The organism is Bacillus sp. GW821-FHT01G09 (genome assembly GCF_059422205.1).
On record NZ_JBWKWL010000004.1, the window covers coordinates 216,844 to 240,110 of the forward strand.

Annotated in this window: 26 protein-coding genes; 1 reads left to right on the forward strand and 25 read right to left on the reverse strand. The window is 44.0% G+C overall.

Features of this window, described 5'->3' with window-relative positions; genetic code table 11:
• Window positions 1–4: 4 nt before the first annotated feature.
• Genes bshA through AC07VD_RS14645 form a run of 5 tightly spaced genes read right to left on the reverse strand, consistent with a single transcriptional unit; the run spans window position 5 to window position 3,417 of the window.
• Window positions 5–1,138: an N-acetyl-alpha-D-glucosaminyl L-malate synthase BshA gene (gene bshA / locus AC07VD_RS14625; RefSeq protein WP_217018362.1), complete on the reverse strand. Its 1,134-nt coding sequence runs from the start codon at window positions 1,136–1,138 to the stop codon at window positions 5–7.
• Window positions 1,135–1,845 carry a bacillithiol biosynthesis deacetylase BshB1 gene (bshB1, locus tag AC07VD_RS14630; RefSeq protein WP_014480112.1) on the reverse strand — a complete coding sequence of 237 codons (711 nt, stop codon included), beginning with the start codon at window positions 1,843–1,845 and terminating at the stop codon, window positions 1,135–1,137. Before bshB1 ends, bshA begins: the two co-directional genes overlap by 4 nt.
• Complete coding sequence (mgsA, locus tag AC07VD_RS14635; protein WP_014477171.1) at window positions 1,838–2,251, reverse strand: methylglyoxal synthase; 414 nt, start codon at window positions 2,249–2,251, stop codon at window positions 1,838–1,840. Before mgsA ends, bshB1 begins: the two co-directional genes overlap by 8 nt.
• A 15-nt stretch (window positions 2,252–2,266) precedes the next feature.
• Window positions 2,267–3,070 carry a 4-hydroxy-tetrahydrodipicolinate reductase gene (gene dapB / locus AC07VD_RS14640; RefSeq protein ID WP_024573475.1) on the reverse strand — a complete coding sequence of 268 codons (804 nt, stop codon included), beginning with the start codon at window positions 3,068–3,070 and terminating at the stop codon, window positions 2,267–2,269.
• 11 nt (window positions 3,071–3,081) lie between these two features.
• A complete protein-coding gene (locus AC07VD_RS14645; RefSeq protein WP_004398044.1) occupies window positions 3,082–3,417 on the reverse strand; it encodes a nucleotide pyrophosphohydrolase in 336 nt (111 codons plus the stop codon).
• Between the two features lie 139 nt (window positions 3,418–3,556).
• On the opposite strand from AC07VD_RS14645, the gene AC07VD_RS14650 reads away from it, so the two are divergent.
• Window positions 3,557–4,429: a YitT family protein gene (locus AC07VD_RS14650; RefSeq protein WP_003230635.1), complete on the forward strand. Its 873-nt coding sequence runs from the start codon at window positions 3,557–3,559 to the stop codon at window positions 4,427–4,429.
• A 41-nt stretch (window positions 4,430–4,470) separates the two neighbouring features.
• Here the strand turns inward: AC07VD_RS14650 and ypjB are convergent, their stop codons facing one another.
• From ypjB to aroC, 20 genes are all read right to left on the reverse strand, one after another.
• A complete protein-coding gene (gene ypjB / locus AC07VD_RS14655; protein WP_015251822.1) occupies window positions 4,471–5,265 on the reverse strand; it encodes a sporulation protein YpjB in 795 nt (264 codons plus the stop codon).
• 68 nt (window positions 5,266–5,333) lie between these two features.
• Entirely contained in the window at window positions 5,334–5,927 is a 594-nt protein-coding gene (lhaT, locus tag AC07VD_RS14660; protein ID WP_217018357.1) for a lipoprotein heptaprenylglyceryl N-acetyltransferase LhaT, read from the reverse strand.
• A 110-nt stretch (window positions 5,928–6,037) separates the two neighbouring features.
• A complete protein-coding gene (locus tag AC07VD_RS14665; RefSeq protein WP_003225562.1) occupies window positions 6,038–6,805 on the reverse strand; it encodes a menaquinol-cytochrome c reductase cytochrome b/c subunit in 768 nt (255 codons plus the stop codon).
• Window positions 6,806–6,839: 34 nt separating this feature from the next.
• Entirely contained in the window at window positions 6,840–7,514 is a 675-nt protein-coding gene (gene qcrB / locus AC07VD_RS14670) for a menaquinol-cytochrome c reductase cytochrome b subunit (RefSeq protein ID WP_003225560.1), read from the reverse strand.
• 1 nt (window position 7,515) lies between these two features.
• Complete coding sequence (locus AC07VD_RS14675; protein ID WP_003230627.1) at window positions 7,516–8,019, reverse strand: Rieske (2Fe-2S) protein; 504 nt, start codon at window positions 8,017–8,019, stop codon at window positions 7,516–7,518.
• A 142-nt stretch (window positions 8,020–8,161) separates the two neighbouring features.
• On the reverse strand, window positions 8,162–8,608 hold the full coding sequence (locus AC07VD_RS14680; protein ID WP_124058507.1) for a YpiF family protein: 447 nt from the start codon (window positions 8,606–8,608) through the stop codon (window positions 8,162–8,164).
• Between the two features lie 54 nt (window positions 8,609–8,662).
• Window positions 8,663–9,202: a ReoY family proteolytic degradation factor gene (locus AC07VD_RS14685; protein WP_015251820.1), complete on the reverse strand. Its 540-nt coding sequence runs from the start codon at window positions 9,200–9,202 to the stop codon at window positions 8,663–8,665.
• 71 nt (window positions 9,203–9,273) lie between these two features.
• Window positions 9,274–10,545, reverse strand: coding sequence for a tetratricopeptide repeat protein (locus AC07VD_RS14690; protein ID WP_021481536.1), 1,272 nt, complete (start codon window positions 10,543–10,545; stop codon window positions 9,274–9,276).
• Between the two features lie 334 nt (window positions 10,546–10,879).
• Complete coding sequence (gene aroA / locus AC07VD_RS14695) at window positions 10,880–12,166, reverse strand: 3-phosphoshikimate 1-carboxyvinyltransferase (protein WP_015251819.1); 1,287 nt, start codon at window positions 12,164–12,166, stop codon at window positions 10,880–10,882.
• A 10-nt stretch (window positions 12,167–12,176) separates the two neighbouring features.
• The gene (locus tag AC07VD_RS14700; RefSeq protein ID WP_014480118.1) at window positions 12,177–13,292 is read right to left on the reverse strand and encodes a prephenate dehydrogenase; all 1,116 of its coding nucleotides are present in this window, start codon (window positions 13,290–13,292) and stop codon (window positions 12,177–12,179) included.
• A gap of 48 nt (window positions 13,293–13,340) precedes the next feature.
• On the reverse strand, window positions 13,341–14,423 hold the full coding sequence (gene hisC, locus AC07VD_RS14705; protein ID WP_004399129.1) for a histidinol-phosphate transaminase: 1,083 nt from the start codon (window positions 14,421–14,423) through the stop codon (window positions 13,341–13,343).
• 10 nt (window positions 14,424–14,433) lie between these two features.
• Entirely contained in the window at window positions 14,434–15,237 is an 804-nt protein-coding gene (gene trpA / locus AC07VD_RS14710) for a tryptophan synthase subunit alpha (protein ID WP_130572509.1), read from the reverse strand.
• Window positions 15,230–16,432 (reverse strand): tryptophan synthase subunit beta, encoded by a 1,203-nt coding sequence (trpB, locus tag AC07VD_RS14715; protein WP_494721823.1) that lies wholly within the window; start codon window positions 16,430–16,432, stop codon window positions 15,230–15,232. The genes trpA and trpB overlap by 8 nt, the downstream gene beginning before the upstream one ends.
• The gene (locus AC07VD_RS14720; RefSeq protein WP_024573431.1) at window positions 16,413–17,060 is read right to left on the reverse strand and encodes a phosphoribosylanthranilate isomerase; all 648 of its coding nucleotides are present in this window, start codon (window positions 17,058–17,060) and stop codon (window positions 16,413–16,415) included. The genes trpB and AC07VD_RS14720 overlap by 20 nt, the downstream gene beginning before the upstream one ends.
• A gap of 4 nt (window positions 17,061–17,064) precedes the next feature.
• Window positions 17,065–17,817, reverse strand: coding sequence for an indole-3-glycerol phosphate synthase TrpC (gene trpC / locus AC07VD_RS14725; protein ID WP_003230601.1), 753 nt, complete (start codon window positions 17,815–17,817; stop codon window positions 17,065–17,067).
• Complete coding sequence (gene trpD, locus AC07VD_RS14730) at window positions 17,810–18,826, reverse strand: anthranilate phosphoribosyltransferase (RefSeq protein ID WP_134981823.1); 1,017 nt, start codon at window positions 18,824–18,826, stop codon at window positions 17,810–17,812. Before trpD ends, trpC begins: the two co-directional genes overlap by 8 nt.
• Window positions 18,798–20,345, reverse strand: coding sequence for an anthranilate synthase component I (gene trpE / locus AC07VD_RS14735; protein WP_032722040.1), 1,548 nt, complete (start codon window positions 20,343–20,345; stop codon window positions 18,798–18,800). The genes trpD and trpE overlap by 29 nt, the downstream gene beginning before the upstream one ends.
• Window positions 20,346–20,560: 215 nt before the next feature.
• Entirely contained in the window at window positions 20,561–20,944 is a 384-nt protein-coding gene (gene aroH, locus AC07VD_RS14740) for a chorismate mutase (protein WP_004398675.1), read from the reverse strand.
• A complete protein-coding gene (gene aroB / locus AC07VD_RS14745; RefSeq protein WP_494721822.1) occupies window positions 20,941–22,029 on the reverse strand; it encodes a 3-dehydroquinate synthase in 1,089 nt (362 codons plus the stop codon). Before aroB ends, aroH begins: the two co-directional genes overlap by 4 nt.
• Window positions 22,029–23,201, reverse strand: coding sequence for a chorismate synthase (gene aroC, locus AC07VD_RS14750; protein ID WP_004398727.1), 1,173 nt, complete (start codon window positions 23,199–23,201; stop codon window positions 22,029–22,031). Before aroC ends, aroB begins: the two co-directional genes overlap by 1 nt.
• Window positions 23,202–23,267: the final 66 nt, after the last annotated feature.

Here is a 23,267-nt window from a genome sequence, read left to right on the forward strand (position 1 = left end):
GTGATCACTCCGGTTCTGCTAAATCGGCATAAATCTGTTCATACTGGCTGACAATTTTTTTAGAAGAAAATTCATTTTCAAGCATCTCTATTGCCGCCTTTGTAAAACGATTGCTTAGCTGTTCATCTTCTAAAATGCTCATCGCGCGGGCTGTTGCGGCCGCAACATCACCGACATCCACCAAAAATCCGCTCACATTGTTTTTAATAACCTCAGGGATACCGCCAATGTTTGTTCCGATACAAGGCACTCCGCAAGCCATCGCTTCAAGCAGGACAAGACCGAAGCTTTCTTTTTCAGATAGCAGCAGCTTCAAATCGCTAATAGAATAAAGTTCTTCAACACGGTCTTGATTTCCAAGCATTAAGACTTGGTCTTCCAAGCCATATTTTCTGATAAGCTCGCAGGCTGTCGATTTCTCCGGACCGTCTCCGACTAAAAGCAGCTTCGCTTTCGTTTTGCCAGCGATATTGCGGAACACACGGATGACATCCTGCACGCGTTTAACCTTTCTAAAGTTGGACACATGGATGACGACTTTTTCATCTGGTAAAATTCCATGTTTCTCTTTAATCACCGCTGTGTTTTTCTTCAGATACACGCGCTCGTCTATAAAGTTATAAATCGTTTCAATTTTTTTCTCCGGTTTAATTAAATCGTACGTTTCAGCCGCAAGCGCTGAGGAGACTGCCGTCACTCTGTCTGATGACTCAATAGCAAAACGGATCAGATCTTTTAGAGACGGATCATAACCTAACACCGTGATATCCGTGCCATGCAAAGTTGTAACAATGCCGATATTGCGTTTCAGCATTTGTTTTGCAAGATAGGCGCAAACGGCATGCGGAAGAGCATAGTGAGCATGGATAATGTCTAAATTCTCCCGTTCCGCCACCTCAGCGATTTTGCTTGCCAATGTCAAATCATACGGAGGATATTTAAAAACAGCATATTGATTAACCTCAACTTCATGAAAATGAATATTGGGATGATATGTATTCAGTCTAAACGGAATGCTTGATGTGATGAAATGGATTTCATGTCCCTTTTCAGCAAGCTGCTTCCCCAGTTCTGTCGCAATGATACCTGAGCCTCCAACGCTCGGATAGCATGTGATTCCTACTTTTAGTTTTCTCATTGTTCGCCCCCAAGCACATCATGATCAAGCATCAGCATCCGTTTGGAAAAGAAACCTTCGGCATACTCCACGCCCGCTTCTTTACCGTAAAGCTTTTCTCTCGCTTCAACGATCTCGATATAACCATTCGTCAGAGGAGTAGAAACTGAATCCTTTGACGGGATAAACTGGCTTTTGTAGGCGTTGAGGCTTTGTTTCTTTGCCTCTATTGTATCCGAGATATCAATGACAAAATCCGGCTGATGAAAACCATTTATCATATAATAGTAAACCTTGCTGACTTTATGCGCCGGAAGGCTTTTTTCATCTTTATATTTATGGATTCCGGCGGAAAAGATCGCTTCTTCCACCAGTGCAGCCGCATTGCCGTGATCCGGATGGCGATCCTTTTTATACGGCATAAAAACCGCTTTTGGGCGGCAGGTTCTGATGACAGTGACAATCGACCGAATTGCCTGATCACTCATTATTAGGCCGCGGTCTGGAAGCGTCAGCTGAATTCTTTTATCTGCGCCTAATATGCGGGCTGCTTCAGCTGCTTCTTCTTTACGTAAACTGACCGTACCGTTAGAAGAGAGTTCCGCTTCTGTCAAGTCGCATATCATTACTTTTTTTCCCTGTTTGACAAACTTCGCTATTGTGCCGCCCATTCCGATCTCGACATCATCACTGTGGGCGCCAAAAGCAAGAACGTCAGCATTATACATTCGGCTCTTCTCCCCGAAGAAGGTCACGGAATTCGAAAACACCTTCATCAAGTGTGCGGACAAGAATTTCCGCAGTACCCATATTTGTGGCGAGCGGAATGGAATACACATCACATAACCGGATTAATGCCGAGACATCCGGTTCATGCGGCTGCGCGGTCAGCGGGTCGCGCAAAAAAATGACAAGATCGAGTGCATTGGCAGCGATCAATGCACCGATTTGCTGGTCTCCCCCTAAAGGGCCGGATTGAAAACGTTCAATTTGAAGACCTGTCGCCTCTTGAATTTTCAACCCTGTGGTTCCGGTTGCGTATAAATCATGATTCTTTAAAATATCCCGATAGGCAGTCGTAAATTGAACCATGTCCTGTTTTTTCTTGTCATGCGCGATCAAAGCAATTTTCATTGTTTATCCCCCCGTCTAATCAATGATATTTTCTAAACCGTACACAAGCTGATCAATCTTCATGACTTGTTCGACTGACAGTTTAACGCCTGACATGAAAGAAGCACGGTTATAAGAATCATGGCGTATCTGAAGCGTTTGGCCATCCATGCCGAACATGACCTCCTGATGCGCGATCAGTCCCGGAAGACGGACGCTGTGCAAGCGAATACCGTTTTGCTCCGCTCCTCTTGCTCCTGGGAGAATTTCTTTTTCATCCGGATGTCCTTGCTGCTTTTCTTTACGGACTTCTGAAATCATTTCCGCTGTTTTAAGCGCAGTTCCGCTTGGTGCGTCAAGCTTCTGGTCATGATGAAGCTCAATAATCTCAACATCCTCAAAATAGTTGGCAGCCATTTTTGAAAATTTCATCATCAGTATCGCACCGAGCGCAAAATTTGGCGCGATGATGGCTCCGATCCCTTTTTCTTCTGTTAAAGACGTGAGCTCTTTTAAATCAGCTTCTGAGAAACCGGTTGTTCCGACAACTGGACGGACTCCGTGCTCTAATGCAATTTTTGTATGTACTTTTCCGATTTCGGGCGTTGTTAAATCAATCAAGACATCCGGTTGTGTTTCTGTAAAGCAGGCATGGATATCTGTGTAAATTAAAGCATCTGACTCAACAGGCATCACATCAGATAATTTTTGCTGATCGTATGTATGGTCTATGGCCCCGACAAGGTCAAAATGAGGTGTTCGTTCTGCCAATTTAACAGCTTCCTGCCCCATTCTTCCACGCGGTCCCGCAATGACTACTTTAATTGTTTCGTTTGACATCTTGATCTCCTCTACTTTCCTTCTTCTTTTCTGGTCCAGCGATCTTTATCTCTTGTATTAAATTTATGCATGACTCGGTCGTGAGCTTCCTCTAAAGAGATATCAAGAGAGTTGGCTAAACAAACCAATACAAATAGCACATCGCCCATTTCCTCTTCCATGCTTTTATCATCTTCAGTCGCTTTTTTTGGTTTTTCTCCATAACGGTGATTCACTTCTCTGGCAAGCTCGCCCAGTTCTTCAGTCAGCCTCGCCATCATGGCCAGCGGGCTAAAATATCCTTCTTTAAATTGGCCGATGTAACGGTCTACTTCAGCCTGTATGTCTTTCATTGTTTTATCACTCACTGAACGAAACCTCCTATCATCCTCTTACATGTTAGCTAATTCAGATACGTTTGACAAATGTTTAAGCACGTTTGCTGTTTTCTTTTTCATCCACTATAATATAAACGCTATCTAATGGAAGGAAAAGGGGTTTTGTGTGATGCTTGGAGAAATTAGATTAAAAAACATATTTTTTATTTTAATCGGAGCGGCAATTTTTTCATTTGGCTTGGTTCATTTCAATATGCAGAACAATCTGGCTGAGGGCGGTTTTACAGGTATTACACTTTTGCTTTATGCCCTTTTCCACATCAGCCCCTCTATCTCGAACCTGGTGTTGAACATTCCGATTTTTTTTATTGGCTGGCGTTTGCTCGGCAGGACAATGTTTGTTTATACCCTTGTCGGCACTGTAGCCTTGTCTTTGTTCCTCAGCATCTTTCAGCGATATGAAATACATATGCCCCTTCAGCACGACTTAGCGCTCGCCGCTTTATTTGCCGGCGTATTCATCGGAGCCGGATTGGGAATTATTTTTAAGTTCGGCGGTACGACAGGCGGTGTTGATATCATCGCACGTTTAGTGAATAAGTATTTTGGGATCCCGATGGGCAGAACGATGTTTGCTTTCGATGCCTGCGTCATCATTTTGTCTTTGCTTACTTATCTCTCCTATAAAGAAGCGATGTATACGCTGGTAGCTGTATTTGTAGCGGCAAGATTAATCGATTTTATTCAGGAAGGCGGATACGCTGCTAAAGGCGCTACGATCATCTCCTCGAAAAACGACCTGATTCAGAAAAAGATTCTTGAAGAAATGGAACGCGGCGTCACCATTTTGAAAGGACAAGGTTCCTACACAAAAGAGGATATAGATGTACTTTATTGTGTGGTGCCGAAAAACGAATTGGTGATGCTAAAAAGCGTGATTAACTCCATTGATCCCCATGCCTTTGTAGCGGTAAGCGATGTTCACGATGTGCTCGGAGAAGGATTTACGCTTGATGAAAATAAAAATCCGCTTCCGCGCTGACATGTAATAGAAAAAAGGCGGCTGACCGCCGCCCCTCATCCTTATTTAGGGTAGTCCCTTTTTTTCAGCTTGTTTTTTTCCGCCTTGTACTTTCTGTAACCGACATAGGTGAGAGCAGTAATGATGATACTGCCGGTTGTAATCATCACCCAGAGTAAAGACGGATCGGCATCATCCTCCTCCACCCTGTCAAACACATTTTTCAGGTCATGCTGAAGAAGGGAAAGCCGTTCAAGCTTCGTGCTCTCTGTCATTTGCTGAAATTCCTCTTGCTCAATAACATCTATATGTTTTCCGACTGTTTCAAGCTGATCCTCTGATACATCGATTGTAAGACTAGGGTAAATCAAGTCATATAAACTGATAAATTCATTCCACTTTTCATGAAAGCTTGTGCTTCCATTCTTTTGGACATCTCGCTTCAGCTCAGTAAAAGCTTCCATAATCGGTTTTTCCAGTGATCCCCAAAGCGGGTCAGACCGATTGTCAACCGCATCCATCAGCATTCTGAACTGCGCGGCTGCTCTGAGTTTTTGTGTGTCTGATGTATCAGCTTGCTTTAAACTCCGAACCATATCATTATAGCCCAATGTGATTTGACGAATTTGGGCTCCCGTTAGCATGGGGTCTTGCTGTTTTTTCTCAGCGGATTTTAATGTTTTTTCAAAATACTCCAAGACTTGAAGCGCCTCTTCATATTTCGCCTGTCGGGTCATTTGAAAGACTGTATCGGATAAATCATTCAATTCCTCGAGGCTTCCCCGCTCTGCAGCCTTGGCATTTCCATTATAAAAAATAAGTGCAATCAACAAACAGATCGTCAGCTTTCGTTTCATGCAGGTCCCTCCCACTCTCTCTCCTTACAGAATATGAAGAAAGGGACAAGGATAGACCAACATTGTCTTTACATCAGCTCAAGCTTCGTTTGCTTTTTCGAGACCACAAGATAGTAAGCAAGCCCGATTGAAAAGATGCTTAGCCAAAATGTTCCGTATCCTATTTCAGTCATATAATCAGAAAGCATTGAATACCGCGGCATCATATCAAACAAGTAGTCAATGACATCGTTATGCAGTGTCCAGACTGCAGCAATTGCAAGATGCCAAAATGAAAAACGAAAATACGGACTGTATAATACGCCTTGAACTGCCATTGCAAAATGCGAAGCAATTAGCATGTAGCCCTCCCACGGCAAGTCACCAGTTACTGTAAGCACAAGAAAATTCATAGCCACCGCCCATAGGCCATACTTTACGAGGGTAACTAGCGCAAGCGCCTCAAAGAGCGGAGCATTCCGTTTCAAGAGAAAGGCTAGCAGCACAAACAGAAAGAAAAACGTTGCTGTCGGACTGTCCGGAACAAAAATCAGGAAACGGGCCGGTGTCTCCAAAAGCTGCGGCAAGTACCAATAGTAGCCGTAAACCGTTCCCAGAAAATTAATGGCTAAGACAAGAATAAGCATCGGCCGCTGCCCTAATACATATTGAAACCATTTCACATCGAATCAACTCTCAGTCTGTAAAAATAATATGTCCATATAAAAAAGCTGACGCTGGGTCAGCTTTTGATAATAAAAGTATATCCTTCCATTTGACAATTCACAATACGTTATTTTGCGGTTGTTTCAGAAATAAATTTTGCAAGTTCTTCGAGCTGCTTATCATTTCCTTTGAACACACCCGCCGGCATTTTGCCTTTCCCTTCTACAGCGATTTTTTTGATTTCATCCGGTTTCAGCCCGCTGTCAACCAATGAAGGCCCGGCCGCTCCTCCTTGAAGGTTATCCCCATGGCAAGAAATACAGCCCTGTTCCTTAAAAACCTTATATCCTTCTGCATTGGTGTCAATGTCGGCTTCTTTTGTAATTTTCCCCTGTTCTTCTGCCTTGGCCCAGTCATGAGTAGCAACTGACTGCCACGTCAAAAATACAGCAGCGGAAATGGCCAGAAGCATCATACCGACAGCAACCGGACGCTTCCACGGCCTTCTTTCTGTCCCTCTGTCTAGGAATGGAGCCAAAAGCAGGGCCCCAAAAGCGAGACCTGGCATAATCATGGCGCCGACCACTGTAAAGCTTCCAGCGGCGTATTCATACTTCAACAGCTGGTATAAGAAAAGAAAATACCAATCCGGCAGCGGAATATAACCAGTATCAGTCGGGTCCGCCATCCGCTCCAAAGGCGGCTGATGCACAATCGTCAAAACGAGAAAACCGATGAGAAAGACAGCTCCAACCATCCATTCCTTTAACAAGAAATTTGGCCAGAAAGCCTCTGTTTTACCGGGATACTCCGAATAATCCTTCGGTATATTCGGCTTTTTTTCAGCCGGTATCCTTGAGTCGCCTACAAATTTCATCCCTTTGCCCCGGTGCATGTCATCCCCTCCCTTTTATTCGCAGATCAAGAGTTTAAAGCGGTCCTGAAATCCCCTGCTTCCGGATCATAATAAAATGTGCAGCCATCAGCCCGAACAATGCGGCAGGAAGAAAAAATACATGGATCGCAAAAAACCTAGTCAGCGTTTGGGCGCCTACAATATCCGGATGCCCTGCAAGGAGCGTTTTAACTTGCGTTCCGATCAAAGGCGTGGCTTCGGCGATCTGCAGCCCGACTTTTGTTGCAAACAGAGCCTTCATATCCCAAGGAAGCAAGTAGCCTGTAAAGCCAAGACCGAGCATAACAAAAAAGATCAGCACACCGACAATCCAGTTCAGCTCGCGCGGTTTTTTATACGCGCCTTGGAAAAAGACCCTCAGCGTATGTAAAAACATCATCACAATGACCAGGCTCGCACCCCAGTGGTGCATCCCCCTGACAATCTGGCCGAATGCTACTTCATTTTGCAAATAATATACCGATTCCCAGGCATTTTTGATATCAGGCACATAATACATCGTTAAAAACATTCCAGATAATACTTGGATAACGGTTACAAAAAACGTCAGTCCCCCAAAGCAATACACAAACGCAGAGAAATGATGGGCGGGATTCACATGTTCCGGTACTTCGTGATCGGCAATATCCCTCCACATCGGTGTAATATCAAGCCGCTCGTCTACCCAGTCATAAATTTTGTTCAGCATGTCACCCTTCCCCCTTAGGCTTTGCTTTTCCAAGATACAGGAAGCCGTCTTTTACTTCTTGCTCATAATGATCAAGAGGCGCAAGCGGCGGCGTGCCAGGGACATTGGTGCCGTCCTTTTCATAGAGTCCGTAATGGCATGGACAAAAGAATTTATTCGGGTTTTTAGGATCACTATTCCAGTTCACCGTACACCCTAAATGTTTACAAATTGGCGAAAGTGCTACAATTTCATCCCCGTTTTTGAAGACCCAGGCTGATCTTGACTCTTCTGACTCATACCAGGCATCGACTTGATTAATTTTAAAATCAAAGCGCTGCGGCTCTTTTGTCAACTCATCAACGCTGACAACCTGAACCATATCCTGCTTCCCTGTCGATTTTAATACCGGGTCGAGTGCGAAGCGAACCATAGGCATGAGCATACTAGCCGCCATAAAACCTCCTACGCCTGTGAGCGTGTAATTCAAAAATTGACGTCTGGATATATCATGTTTTCCGCCCATCTCTTCTCCCCCCTCTAGGTCACCCCTGCAAACTGACTAAAATAGAAAATATTGCAATAACTCTAGACACCCTCATAATATATGAATCTCTCAGCAAGGTCAATATAGCCAAAATATTGTTTATAAGGAAATGTAAGTGTTTTTATGAAGTGCTCCATAACTGTAACAAAACGTTCAAAATTTCAGCAGTGCGTTCATCCAATATTTTTCTTTTTAAAGAGTCATTTAAATGCTCTAATGGAACAGACGGTGTAACAATGATTTTGCCTAACGCATCCTCAGCTCTCCAACTTTCGTCAGATGTGAGCAGGACAACATGCGGAAATTCCGTTATCAGCTCTTCCCGCAAATCCTTAAGCCCTTGAACGGTTATTTCATTTCTATCAACATATGTATAAGGTGGAAGTAAATATACCCGTCCCTTTAACTGCCTTTCAAGTTCTTCTGAGAGAAGCTGCGTAAACTCGCCTTTCTCCGCCGCCATTTTAAAATGGTTATTAACCCTTATGTTAATTAATGGTATGACAGCGGTATCAATGTAATCCTTAGCTTGTAAATAGTCCTTGGCATCAGTGATTCTCCACCTCATCGTTCTCCCCCTTTACGGCAACAAGCCTTGCAATTCACTGCAAGGCTGGTCATATTATGTGAGCTGATTTAATTGGCGCGATAATTGTTCAAATGCCTCTTTATCATGACGATCTAACGCCTCGTCAATGTCTTTTAATAATTTTTCTCTTTGGAATGTGGAAATAGCGTGCTCTAAAATCTGTTCCGCCAATCCCTGATCTTTTTTATTCTCAAAAAGGTTTTTCGGAATATGCGGGTTGGACTCCAGCACCGCCGCATATTCAGGTGAGCTGTAAGCCGAACGGAAATTAAGCTGGATAAACAAATCCTGCTGTTTATTTAATCTAATATCATGAAAAGATTTTTCCGCGTCGGTAGTCATGACATTCTCTTTATAGAACCGGAACGGAACTTCTTCAACACAATGTGTTGACATTATAATGCCTCTCGGGCAAAATTCAGCCTGCTCCACAAAATGAACCTTCTCCATGAGAGAATCATGGCTCATTAAGTAGTTCAAGATCCAAACGCACTCTCGGCGCTTTAACTGATAATGGTTTAAAAACCAACGGATAAAATCTTTTTTCTCATTGACAGAAACAGGGGTCTGCATGTAATTCCCTCCTCTATCGTTCGTATAATCTATATACTTATATGTTCCACATGAATGGTTAATATTCCTGCTTATCTAGAAAATTCATCCTCGATTCGCAAAATCGTTTCTTCCAGCTCTTCATTGGCTCCGTCCATTTCAAGAACCTTTTTCAAAAGCGGCAGCGCTTCTTTTTGAAGGCCTTCTTCTAATAGGAAGCTTGCGTATTCATATAAGAAATCTCTATCCTCCCGGTAATGAAGATAGGCAGCCTCAAAGGATTGTTTTGCTTCCTCGTATTGCTCTAATTCAGTATATGCGCTTGCAAGATACCAATTGTATTTCGGATCTTCTTCACCGTAGCTTCGAACCTCTTGAATAAGATCAATGATCTGATCATAATCCTCTTCTTTGTGATACACGGCAAGAAGTGTATGAAGCGCCTCGACAAAGCCCGGATCAAGCGCAAGCGCCTCCTGAAGCAGCTTTTTTCCCTCTTCTGACTTCCCGATTTTTAAGGCCATTTTGGCGGCATAAAGGAAAAGTTCTTTGTTATATTCATCATATCTGATACCCTCTTTTGCCGTTTTTAATGCCTCTTCATACATTCCTTCAGCTTCATAGCTTTTCGAGAGCGGCATATAAAGTGAAGTATAAGATGGATCAAGCTCCTTTAAATCAGACAGCTGCTTAATAGCTGTTTTCACAAGCCCCGCCTGTAAGGCTGTAAAACCATAGCCGAAAATCGTATTAGGATCAGGATTCTCATCGACAGCTTTCTCGTACCATGGAATGGCATCCTCAAATTCACCTGAGGCACTTAACGATTCTGCCAGTCTTTGATGGACATTAACGCCTCCGATCTCACTCTGCTCCTCAGCCGTTGTTTTAAAATATTGAACCGCTTTTGCATAGGCTCCCTGAGCAAAGTAAAGTTCTCCAAGTGCAAAATCAATAACAGGTTCATTGTCCAGAATGGACTTTGCTTGTAAAAGCTTTTGTTCACTGACTTCGAATAACCCCTGCATCTGATAAAGATCCGCCATAAGCAGCAAACTTTCTGGATATGATGGATCTGTTTCCGGAATAGTCTCCAGCACAGCGAGGGCTTTTTCTTCTTCGTCAATATCTATTAAAAGTTCAGCGTAGAAATTCGTCAGTTCTGTTTCATTTGGATATAAATCATGTAGATCACTAATCAGTGAAATTGCTTTTTCTACATCGCCCCACTCGTAATAAAGCTGGGCTGCAATGGCTTTATCTTCATCATGCAGCTGTTTTTCAGCCTTCGAGAGCGTGTTGAGGCCTTTTTCTGTTTCACCTGCTTCAACTAATTTTATGGCTTCTTGAATCAATGTATTCAAATCGGACCGGTCCTTTCTTTTCCTATACAACATCAACCATACAAAAAAGCTTTATTTGTTCGGGTTAATCTTATCATAATTCAGACGAATGCCCCCGGCAAATAAGATGCTTCTGTACGGAAGGGAATTATTGAGTCTTATTAGTTTACCAAAAGATCTTGAGATAGAAAATGAAAAAAGGAAGGTCGCCCTCTGTACAGTAAAGCAGCTCTTTGACCTGCCGGCTTGTAAGTAAAGCTCATCCCCCCTTTTCGTTTTTCTATCCCCTCTATAAGACAAGCTATGTTTTTTTGCCTCAAATTATGATCTGCATAAAAAATCCTGAAGTAAAACTTCAGGATTTTTTCGAAAGCTTATTTAAATGCTCGAAGAAGGTTGGATAAGAAACGTGAATGGCATCCGTGTGCTCGATTTCAATCGGCTCCTCCGTTATACAGGAAGCAATACCAAGCATCATTCCGATTCGATGATCTCCGTGGCTGGACACTGCAGCGCCGCCTTTCAACGTTTGTTTGCCATAAACCTTCATTCCATCTGCTGTCGGTTCAATTTCAGCACCCAGCTTGCGAAGCTCAGAAACAACAGTATCAATACGGTTTGTTTCTTTCACTTTTAGCTCTGCCGCGTCCTTAATAACGGTAGTTCCTTCCGCCTGAGTCGCAAGAAGCGCGATGATAGGGATCTCATCAATTAAACGCGGAATGATATCTCCTCCGATTTCAACTGCTTTTAGAGATGACGTTTCTATAATCAAATCTCCATAAGGCTCTGCACCGCTATCAGCAGATGGTTTGATTTCAAGTTTTGCCCCCATGTTTTGAAGGACATCAATAATACCTGTCCGAGTCGGATTTAAACCTACGTTTTTCAATACAATTCTGCTGTTTGGAACCATCGCGCCAGCAGCAAGGAAAAACGCGGCTGAAGAAATGTCTCCAGGAACAAAAATATCAGCAGCTGTCAGTTTCTGGCCACCAGCAATGGAAACACTCGTTTGATCTTCAGAAAGCTTAACGCCAAAAGCAGAAAGCATCCGCTCAGTGTGGTCCCGAGATTTATGGGGCTCTGTGACAGTTGTTGTGCCCTCAGCCTGTAATCCGGCCAGCAAAACAGCAGATTTAATTTGCGCGCTTGCAACAGGTGATACATATTCAATGCCTTTTAATGAAGCGCCGCTCACCGACAGCGGTGTAAATTCTCCGCCGGCTCTGCCGTCGATTTTAGCCCCCATTTTTTTCAAAGGCTCAGTCACACGCTTCATTGGGCGCTTCGCAATGCTCTCATCTCCGGCTACCGCGCTGTAAAAAGGACGGCCCGCTAATATTCCGAGCATCAGGCGAATGGTTGTACCTGAATTTCCGACATCTAAAAGGCTTTCTGGCTCTTTCAGGGCATCGATTCCTTTTCCGTGAATCACGACATCGCTGCCGCTTTGCTCAATGTGAACACCCATTTTTCTAAAGCAATCGATCGTGCTCAGACAATCTGCTCCCGGCAGAAAGTTTTTAACTGTTGTTGTGCCTGCCGCTAGCGCGCCAAACATAACAGAGCGGTGAGAAATGGATTTATCACCGGGAATATGTATTTCTCCATGTAAGGTCTGCACCTTTTCTCGTTTCATTTTTTCCACCTCAATCAGCATAAAAAGTTTCATATTCCGCCCGGGCTTCAATGCATTGTTCTGCCCTTTTGCGGTCGTCATCAGACTGAAAACTGATCCTTAAAATCCCGTTAATATCTTCTCGTGTTTCGATAATGCGGATATTCGTGATACTGATGCGTTCCGCAGCTAAAATCGCTGTTATCTCGGATATCACACCCGGATGATCGGGTACATCCACATATAAATCATAAAATGCAGGTATCGCTCCCTTCTGCCGAAGCGGCAGCCCGTCGCGATAATCCTTGGCGGTTTTAAAATAACGAAATAGATTTTCCGCATCTTCTTGTTCTACATATGTACGGATCTTGTCAATTTCACGAATCCACTCATCAAAACGGTCTAAGATTTTATCTTTATTATGTAATAAAATATCCCGCCACATTGCCGGGCTGCTTGATGCAATCCTTGTAATATCTCTGAACCCGCCGGCAGCAAAACGTTTAACAAGCGGATACAGGTTTTCCGAATGATGGGTTTGGTGAACAAGACTAGCTGCTACAATATGCGGAAAATGACTGATTACACTTGTAACACCATCATGCTCCTCTGGCGACATTTCCACAAAATGGGCATTTGTCCCCTTCAGCAGGTTTTTTAACTGTTCCACAGCTTGTTTGTCCGTTTTCTGGCCTGGCGTTAAAATATAAAATGCATTTTCAAACAGGAACTCCTTCGCAGCGGCCACTCCTGATTTATGTGAACCCGCCATCGGATGCCCTCCGACAAATTGATAGCGGCTAGGCAGCACTTGATCAGCGTAATCAACCACTTTTTGCTTTGTGCTTCCTACATCCGTAATCAAAAGCTCATGTTCAATTCCTGAATGAGCCAGCTCTTCAAGCATAACCAGTGTTTGTTCGACAGGTGTCGCAATGATTACTGTAGCTGCCTCTTTCGCACCGCTAATAAACGAATCAGCACGATCGTCTATCACGCCTAATTTTAATGCCGCTACCGCCTGTTCATCAGAGATGTCGATTCCGATAATCCGTTTGCCGGGATGATTTTTTTTGATGGCTAGGGCAATCGAACCGCCTATCAATCCGAGACCGGCGAGCAATATTGTATCTTTCATTTGATTCATACGTCATCACCTGGTTTATAGACTAAAGAGGTGATATTTGATCACCTCTTATAAAATTTCAGCTAAAATTGCAAGTATTTCTTCATTTTGCTCTTTTGTTCCGATCGTAATCCGGAGTGATGTCGGGAAACCTAATGCATTTCCTGACCGGACGATATAGCCTTTTTCCAGCAGAGCCTGAAACAGTTCATCAGCAGGACGTTTAAAGTCAATTAACACAAAATTTGTCTGTGAAGGGTAGCACTTTAAACCATGAGTTTTCGCAAAATCATAATACTGCTGAAGGCCTGCATTATTTTGCTCAACACAGGAAGCAATAAACGCTTGATCATCAAGAGCGGCAATCGCCGCAGCCTGGCCCAGACGGCTCGTATTAAACGGCTCTCTCGCCGGCTCAATCTGGCGAATCAGGTTCTCGTCAGCAATTCCGTATCCGACTCTGAGCGCTGCCAGACCGTATGCCTTTGAAAATGTGCGCAAAATCATCAAATTGGAATACTTGCTTAAGAGCGGCACGGTTTCCGGGTAATCCTCTGCTGTTACATATTCATAATATGCTTCGTCAAGAACAACAAGGACACGTGAAGGAACGCGCTCCAGAAATGCGAGTAATTCTCCTTCAGATGTATAAGTGCCAGTCGGATTATTCGGGCTGCATATCCAAACGACTTGTGTCTGTTCGTCGATGGCTTCTAACATGGCGTCTAAATCATGTGAGCCGTCGGGACGAAGTGCAATTTCACGCACTTCAGCACCTTCAATGACCGCATTATGTTTATATTGCGGAAAAGTGGGGGCAGCAGTAACCGTGTTTGTTTTATCGTTTAAAAATGCCCGGCAGATGATCTGTATGATTTCATCAGAACCGTTGCCGAAAATAAGTGATGTTTCGCTGACATTGAGGTGCTTACTGAGCCTTGTCCGCAAAGCGGCGCTATACCCGTCCGGGTAAAGGGCAAGCTGTTGAATCTCATGATGAAGCGCCTCTTTTGCAGCCTCTGAACAGCCGTAAGGATTCTCGTTTGAAGCAAGCTTCACCACTTTATCCAAGCCATATTCTGATTTCACTGCTTCAATCGGCTTTCCAGGCTGATAAGGCTTCAGCTGTTTTAAATGTTCTTTGATACGCAAATCAGTCACCTCATTTTAAACTGTACAAGCCGCTAAACGCCATTGCATAATCCTCAAACTCCTGCAGCGCCTGATTTCTCGTTTCAGCGCTGATGAGCCGGTCCTTTAATTCTTCTATTTTTCTGACGAGCGCACTTCCCACTACGACACCGTCACTAATTTCATTCATCTTTATGACCTGTTCACGGTTTGATATACCGAACCCTACAGCAACCGGAACAGTGCTGAGATTCTTCACAGTCCGAATGAACGGGTACACGGATGAATTGAACTCATTGCGGACACCGGTCACACCCAGAGAAGATACACAGTAGACGAACCCCTCGGCTTGTTCAATAATGGTTTTCAAACGGCTTTCGCTTGTCGGCGCAACCAAAGAAATATACGTCACCTCATGGCTTTTACATTCCTCTTGAAGGCTGTTGCTTTCTTCTAATGGCAGATCCGGAACAAGCAGACCGTCAATATGATTTTCCCGCAGTAAAGCGAAAAAGTATTCTTTGTTCAATTGTAACACAGGATTATAATACGTAAAGAGGATAATCGGAATATTCACTCCGTTTTTTTTCATTTCTCCGCCTAATTCGATTGCCTTTACGATATTCATTCCTTGATCAAGTGCCCGCTTTGAAGCCCGCTGGATCACCGGACCGTCTGCAAGCGGGTCAGAGTATGCAACACCAAGCTCCAATGCAGTGGCGCCTGCTTTTTGGAGTGATTTCGCCAGTTCAATCGAAACCTGAGGAACTGGATCGCCCGCCGTAATAAACGGGATAAACAATTTTTCTGATGGTTGAAGATCCAATTTAAACATGGGCTTTCACCTCTTCTTCCAATACATTCATTAATGTGTTGACATCCTTGTCTCCCCGTCCTGATAAACAGACGAGAATGAGTTGACCGCGATCCATTCCTTTGGCGAGTTTGAATGATTTCGCTAACGCATGGGCAGATTCGATTGCCGGCAAAATCCCCTCTTTTTCTGACAAAAGCTTTAATGCATCCACCGCTTCTTCATCGGTGATACTGTCATAAGTGACACGGCCGCTCTTATGCAAGTATGCGTGCTCCGGACCGATTCCAGGATAGTCGAGACCGGCTGAAATAGAGTAGGGCTCAATAATTTGCCCGAACTCATCCTGAATGAGATAAGTCAATGAACCGTGAATAACCCCTACGGTTCCTTTCGAAATAGTGGCGGCATGAAGAGGCGTATCAATTCCTTTTCCTGCTGCTTCAGCGCCGATCAGTTCAACATCTTCATTTAAAAATGCCTGAAACATACCCATCGCATTGCTTCCTCCGCCTACACATGCCACTACTTTATCAGGCAGAGTGCCTTCAATACGTTTCAACTGATCCTTCGCTTCCTCTCCGATCATTTTTTGAAATTCACGGACAACTTGCGGATAAGGGTGCGGGCCGACAACTGATCCAATCATATAAAAGTGATCCTCACAATGCTGAACCCAGTACCGGATCGCCTCATTTGTGGCATCCTTCAATGTTCCGTTTCCACTTGTTACAGGCACTACCTCCGCTCCAAGAAGCTTCATGCGGAAAACGTTCAGAGACTGGCGGGCAACATCCTCTTCACCCATAAACACAGTACAGGAAAAGCCGAATTTAGCTGCAACTGTTGCAGCGGCAACGCCATGCTGGCCGGCACCAGTTTCAGCAATGATTTTCGTTTTGCCCATTTTTTTAGCAAGCAGCGCTTGACCTAGCGCATTATTGATTTTATGAGAACCTGTATGGTTTAAATCTTCTCGTTTCAAATAGATTTTCGCGCCGCCTAAGTATTCAGTGACTCGATCAGCGTATGTTAATGCAGTCGGCCGGCCGGAATAGTCCTTTAACAGCTTATAATATTCTTCACGAAAAGCAGGATCATCCTTGATTTGTTTAAATGCTGTTTCTATTTCATCTAACGGCTGCATGAGTGTTTCCGAAACAAACTTTCCTCCAAAATCACCGTATCTGCCTATTTCATTCGGATATGGATACATATCGGTTCATCCTTTCTTCTAAAAGCCTCATCAGATTCTGATCTTTTTGTCCGTTTTTTTCAATTCCGCTGGCAAGGTCAATTCCTTCTGGCTGCCATTTCAATAGGCCTGTGATGCTATCCGGATTCACGCCGCCAGCGATAAAGCAGCGTTTACCAATAGCCGCCTGCTGATATTCCGGCACACATTCCCAAGAAAATGCAACACCAGTTCCGCCTCTAGACCCTTTTACAGATGAATCAATCACAAAGCCGTCAACATTATCTTTAAAGCGGGCTATTTCTTGAGTTGTGTTATCCTGATGGTGAAGCGCCTTCCATATTTCACAGCCAGTCAGCTTGCGAAGAGCATCAGCATCCGTCGGTTTTTCATCACCGTGAAGCTGAATGACGTCGAGCTTCAAGCTCTTGGCAATACGTGACATCGTCTCTATTGATTCATTAACAAAAACACCTGCAACCTGTTTTTCGACACGAACTTGGTTCAGCCATTTTTTCACATTTTCCGGAGATACTTTTCGTTTGCTTTCAGCAAAAATAAATCCTAGGTAATCAGCCTGTGATTCCGCCGCAAGCTGCAAATCCTTTAGTGACCGAATACCGCAATATTTTAATGCCGGTTTCTTCACAACCTCACTCCCTAAACAAAGCATGGATTGCTTTACGCTGAGAAGTTTGTCTCATCAATGATTCACCGATAAGTACAGCTCGCGCCCCATGTTCATTGACAAATGTTAAATGTTCTAAAGAACCGATTCCGCTTTCGCTGACAAGCAAGGATTCTTTCGGAACGAGAGATGCGATTTGTTCTGTCTGCTTTACAGATGTTTCAAACGTTTTTAGGTTTCGATTATTTACGCCGAGAATGTCGGGTGTGAACACTTTCAATATTTGTTCTAGCGTTGATGCATCATGAACCTCCACTAACACGTCCATCCCCTTTTCACCTGCTTCAAGATATAATTCATGAAGGTGTAAGGGATCAAGCACCTCGCCGATTAACAATATGGCATCCGCTCCGATTCTTCTTGATTCCTCTACTTGAAGAGAATCAATAATAAAATCTTTTCTAAGTACAGGAATCGAAACAGCACGCTTTACGTCTGATAAATAGCTGTTTTCTCCTTGAAAAAACGGGGTGTCTGTTAAAACGGAAATCGCATCTGCCTTCGCAGCTTCATAGTCTTTTGCAATCTGAACAGGCACAAAATCCTCTTTAATAAGCCCTTTTGACGGCGATGCTTTCTTCACTTCGGCAATCAACCCGATAAACCGATTCGGGCTTGCCAGCGCCTCCTTAAATGAACGTTTCTCGAAAGGCTGCTCTACCGGCAAAACCAGTGTTTTCACTTCTTCTTTCTTTTGTTTGATGATTTTTTCAAGCATAGATCTCTTCCTCTTTCTGCTTTAGTCGTTCAAGCTGCGCGGCAGCGCCTCCGCTTGTAATCGTCTCTAACGCCAGCTCCGTTCCTTCCTTCAGTGAGGCGGTAATTCCCGCCGTGTAAATCGCAGCTCCCGCATTAAAAGCCGTAATAGATAAAGCGGAACTGCTGCTTTTATTTTCAAAAATATTCTGAATGAGATAGGCGCTCTCTTTCGGTGACTGCACCTGTAAATCTTCAAGTCTGCCATTTGTGAAACCGAAATCTTCGGGTGAAACGGTATATTCCCGGCGCTCTCCGTCCTTTAATTCAATCACGTCGGTCGGTGCTGTAATTGAAAGCTCATCTAAACCGTCACGGCTTGATACAAACATAACGTGCTTCGGCTGAAACGTCTCCAGTGCGCTTGCCATCAGTCCAGCTTTTTCAACAGAATAGACCCCAATCACCTGACGCTTCGCCTGTAAAGGATTGCTGAGCGGCCCAAGCAGATTAAATACCGTTCTGAAACCTAGCTCTTTTCTAGTACCTGCTACATGTTTCATAGACGAATAGTAAAGCGGCGCAAAAAGAAATCCCATGTTGTTTGTTTCAATGCTGATTTTGACCTTTTCGGGAGTGGTTTGAATAGAAACCTCTAGCTCCTCTAAAACATCAGCGCTTCCGCTTTTAGAAGAGACAGAGCGATTGCCATGCTTAGCGATTTTCGCGCCAGCTGCCGAGGCAACTATTGCCGAGGCCGTTGAGATATTAAAAGTGGAAATACCGTCTCCCCCTGTTCCGCATGTATCAACAATATCAGGAAGTCCATCGACTGTAAGAGCGTGTGCCCGCATTGCCTTCACAAAACCCGCAAGCTCTTCTGGCGTCTCCCCCCGATGAGCAAGAATTGACAATATACCACCCATTTCAGAAGGAGTCATTTCCGCTGCCATCATCATATTCATCAGCGTTTCAGCCTCACCGGCAGTAAGGGTTTTTCCGTCAACGCACAATTGTAGAAATCTGTTCATCAGCTTTATCCTCCTTGCTATGAAACATGTCTTCTGCAATATGAATCGTTTTCAGCAGCGCACCGGCTTTATTACAGCTTTCTTCGTATTCGGCTTCCGGAACAGAATCAGCAACAATGCCAGCACCTGCCTGTATCGATGCAACGCCGTTCTTTACACTCATCGTGCGAATCGTAATACAAGAGTCGATATTCCCGTCAAACCCAATGTAGGCAATACATCCTCCGTATGTCTCTCTCGGTGTTGGCTCGAGCTCTTGCAAAAGCTGCATGGCACGGATTTTGGGTGCGCCTGTTAAAGTCCCCGCCGGGAAAGCAGACATCAGTGCATCGACAGGATGAACCCCTTTTTTCAATCGGCCTGTAACCACCGAGATAATGTGCATGACATGTGAAAAGGAAACAATTTTTGTGAACTCCGGCACAGAAACTGAACCATACTCTGCTACTCTGCCGATATCGTTTCGGGCAAGATCAACGAGCATGTAATGCTCCGCTTTTTCTTTTTCATCCTTCATGAGCTCAACCTTCAGTCTCTCATCTTCAGCTTTGTCTGCACCGCGTTTTCTCGTACCGGCAATCGGATGGATTTCTAAGTGCCCGTCTTGAACGTGTATTAACCGTTCCGGAGAGCTGCCGACTATTTCTCTGTCTAGCAGTTTCATATAATACATATACGGCGAAGGATTGACGATCCTAAGCACTCGGTATAACTCAAAAGCATCTGCTTTTATCGGCACCTCAAATTTTTGTGATAAAACACCCTGGAAGATATCGCCTGCTTTTATATAGCTTTTGATTTTTTCTACATCAGCCATAAAAGCCGATTTTTCATAATTAGAAGATACCGTCTCAAAGCTGGGTGTCTTGTATGAATCAGCAGAGAGAAACAGCTCTTTTATGTTTTTTTGGTCCATCATTTTTTCGATGAGATTTTGGAGCTCCAGATGATTTTGATGGAATACATCCATTTTTTCGTTTTCTGTTTCCTCTCCAGTGAGCCTTGCATATTGGATAAAGTGGACGTTTTTGGTTTCATGATCATACGCAATTAATGTCCGGCAAACAAACAGCATGCACTTTTCCATGTCTGTTTCTTTTGTATGCGAAGGAACAGAAGGCTCAATCAGCGGGATCATATCATAGCTTAAGTACCCGACAGCTCCGCCGACAAAAGGAATGCCAAGCTGAGGTGTTTTGATTTTGTATGTGGTATTCATCCAGTTCAGCACTTCTTTTAGTTCATTTCCTGTGTAAAGAGATTTGCTGTCCTGATCAGCGGCCGAAAAACGGCCCTGCTCTTCTTTAATTGTGAGAAATGGATTCAGGCCGATAAACGAATATCTTGACCAAGTGGATGTATCGTCCTTGCTTTCAAGAAGATACGTAATCTCCCTGTCAAGCTTCTCTATCATTTGAATGGGTGTCAGTGTATCGACTGTGAAGGTCTCCACAATCGGTATCGTGTGGTGGGACAAGCTGTCCTCTAAAAATGCGGAAATGTTTGATTGGAAATTCATTGCTCTCACTCCTTATGGCAAGGAGAATGAGAAGATGGCATGAGAGGATAAAATACTGTATAACAAATAAACCCAAAAGAAAGACTTCTTTTGGGTAGAATAAACATACATGTCTCAGCTCAACTAAACTCATTCTCTGCTACCCTATTCTCAACTCAACTCATTCTAATCGCTTTATACACACTCTTGTGTATTTCTAAGCTATTCTTATCGTATTACAATTCAGTATTTTTTGTCAATGATAAATCGGGCCTCAATACGACGGCTTTTTCTAAATATACATGTCTGATCTGATCCTGAGGGACATCTGTCTGGACCGTCATCATGACTCTTATGCACTTTTTCAGACCGCCCGTTACGTCCATTTCCTGCATACATGTTACCGGTACATACTGCCATCCTGAAAGCTCGCGAACAGCTTTTGCCGGGAAAACAGCGTGCAAGTCAGGTGTAGCCGAAAGAAGCATTTGAACAACATCTTCCGGTTTTGTATGATTTTCTTCTATGATTTTCTCTAACAGCTGTTTTGTTTTTTGTAAAATTTCTTCTTCAGTATCCCGTTCAACTGTAGTTGCTCCGCGAATTCCGCGAATCATCATGATGTCTCCTCCAATCGCCATTTGTTCAGCCAGCTCTCAAGTTCATTTCTGGAAAATGTATGATCAGCAACTTTCCCTAATTCGTTGAGCACAATAAACTGAATCTTCCCGCCACGGGTTTTCTTATCATTCATCATACGGTTCAAGAGAACCGAAGTTTCCGTCTCTTTTCTGATTTGACTTGGATAACCCAGGCTTTTTAGCCAGCTGACCAAACGTTTTCTGTCCATTTCACAGCCTACAGTCTTATCGCTTATATATAAAGCAAACTGCATTCCGAGGGCTACGGCATCACCGTGAGTGATCTGCCCATATCCATATTCCGCCTCAACGGCATGACCGAGCGTATGCCCAAAGTTTAAGTAAGCTCTTATCCCCTCTTCTTTTTCATCCTGCTGAACGACAGACGCTTTAATTGAAATGCCTTTAAAAATCATGTCATTCAGCTGATCATTAGTGATATCACGCAGTGAGTGGATATTCAGCAGCTCCTCCAGAAACGCTCTGTCATAGATAAAAGCGTGTTTAATCACTTCTGCCATTCCGGACCTAAGCTCTTTTTCAGGCAGAGAACGCAGGAAATCTGTATCATAGAGCACGGCTTTCGGCTGATAAAACGCACCGATTAGATTTTTTCCAAGCGGATGGTTCACGGCTACTTTTCCTCCGACTGCGCTGTCATGCGCCAAGAGCGTCGTAGGCATTTGGATGAAATCAATGCCGCGCATAAAAGTGGCAGCCACAAAACCGGCAAGATCCCCTACAACACCGCCACCGAATGCGATGATGCATGAGGAGCGATCCATATGAAAACGAATCGCTTCACTCTGCAATTTTGTGTACATGTCCACGGATTTTGCCTGCTCTCCACTCGGTACCGTCACTTTTTTCACAGGCCATTTATCTTGCAGCAAATGAAGCATTTCATCACCATACAGGCGGTCTACTTCTTCATCCGTGACAAGCATAATCCTTGTTAAAGGCCTGTTTAAAGAGGTTAATAGTTCGCAAGCCTTTTTTCTGATACCTTGTCCGATAAAAACAGGATATGACGAGGAAGCAGTTTGAACATGCAGTGTCTTCATTAAAATTCCCTCGACAGTTTTCTCATATTCTCCACATTTTCTCTAATGCGGTCAATTTGATCTAATCCGAATTGTTCAACGACTGCGTTCGCAATTTCCCAAGCGACAGCGGCTTCAGCGACTACACTTGCCGCAGGAACAGCACAGCTGTCTGAACGTTCTATGCTGGCGGAAAACGGTTCTTTCGTTTCAATATCGACACTTTTCAGCGGTTTATACAAAGTCGGAATCGGCTTCATGACTCCGCGGACAACGATTGGCATTCCTGTCGTCATGCCGCCTTCCAGTCCTCCAAGTCTGTTAGTAGCACGGGTGTATCCTTTTTCCTCGTCCCAAATGATCTCGTCATGGACTTCGCTTCCATTTCGCCCTGCCGCCTCAAATCCGATCCCGAATTCCACACCTTTAAATGCATTAATTGACAGTACAGCGGCAGCAAGCTTGCTGTCCAGCTTGCGGTCATAATGGACATAGCTGCCCACGCCTACCGGCATTCCCTCGACAATGACTTCTACTATTCCGCCGATGGAATCTCCGTTTGCCTTTGCTTCATCAATGGCAGCCATCATTTTTTTGCCTGCCTCTTCATCGTAGCATCTGACAGGAGACTCTTCCGTTACGCGCTGCAGGTCTTCAATTGACGTATATTCTGTTTTTTCAGCTTTAACAGCGCCAATTTGCAACACGTGGCCCGCCACCTTAATGCCAAGCTCAGAAAGAATCTTTTTAGCTACAGCCCCTGCCGCCACTCTGACAGTTGTTTCCCTTGCTGAAGAACGCTCAAGCACATTTCTCATATCACGATGATTATATTTAATTGCACCGTTTAAGTCAGCGTGCCCAGGTCTAGGTCTTGAAATCTGGCGCTTCATTTCCTTTTCTTCATCTTCTGTAATTGGAGCGGCGCCCATGATTTTTGTCCAATGCTTCCAATCGTTATTTTCAACTACGAGAGCAATTGGTGAACCGAGTGTACGTGCATGGCGCACCCCGCTCATAATTTTGGCCTGGTCTTTTTCGATCTGCATGCGGCGGCCGCGGCCGTGTCCTTTTTGGCGTCTGGCAAGCTCAAAATTGATATCTTCCTCCGTTATGTAAAGCCCGGCAGGTACACCCTCAATAATCGTTGTCAGTTGGGGGCCGTGTGATTCTCCGGCTGTTAAATATCTCATGACTTCTTCTCCCTTCATCGCATTAACGCTTTTAAGTAAGACTACTATAACATATTTTTCAGCAAA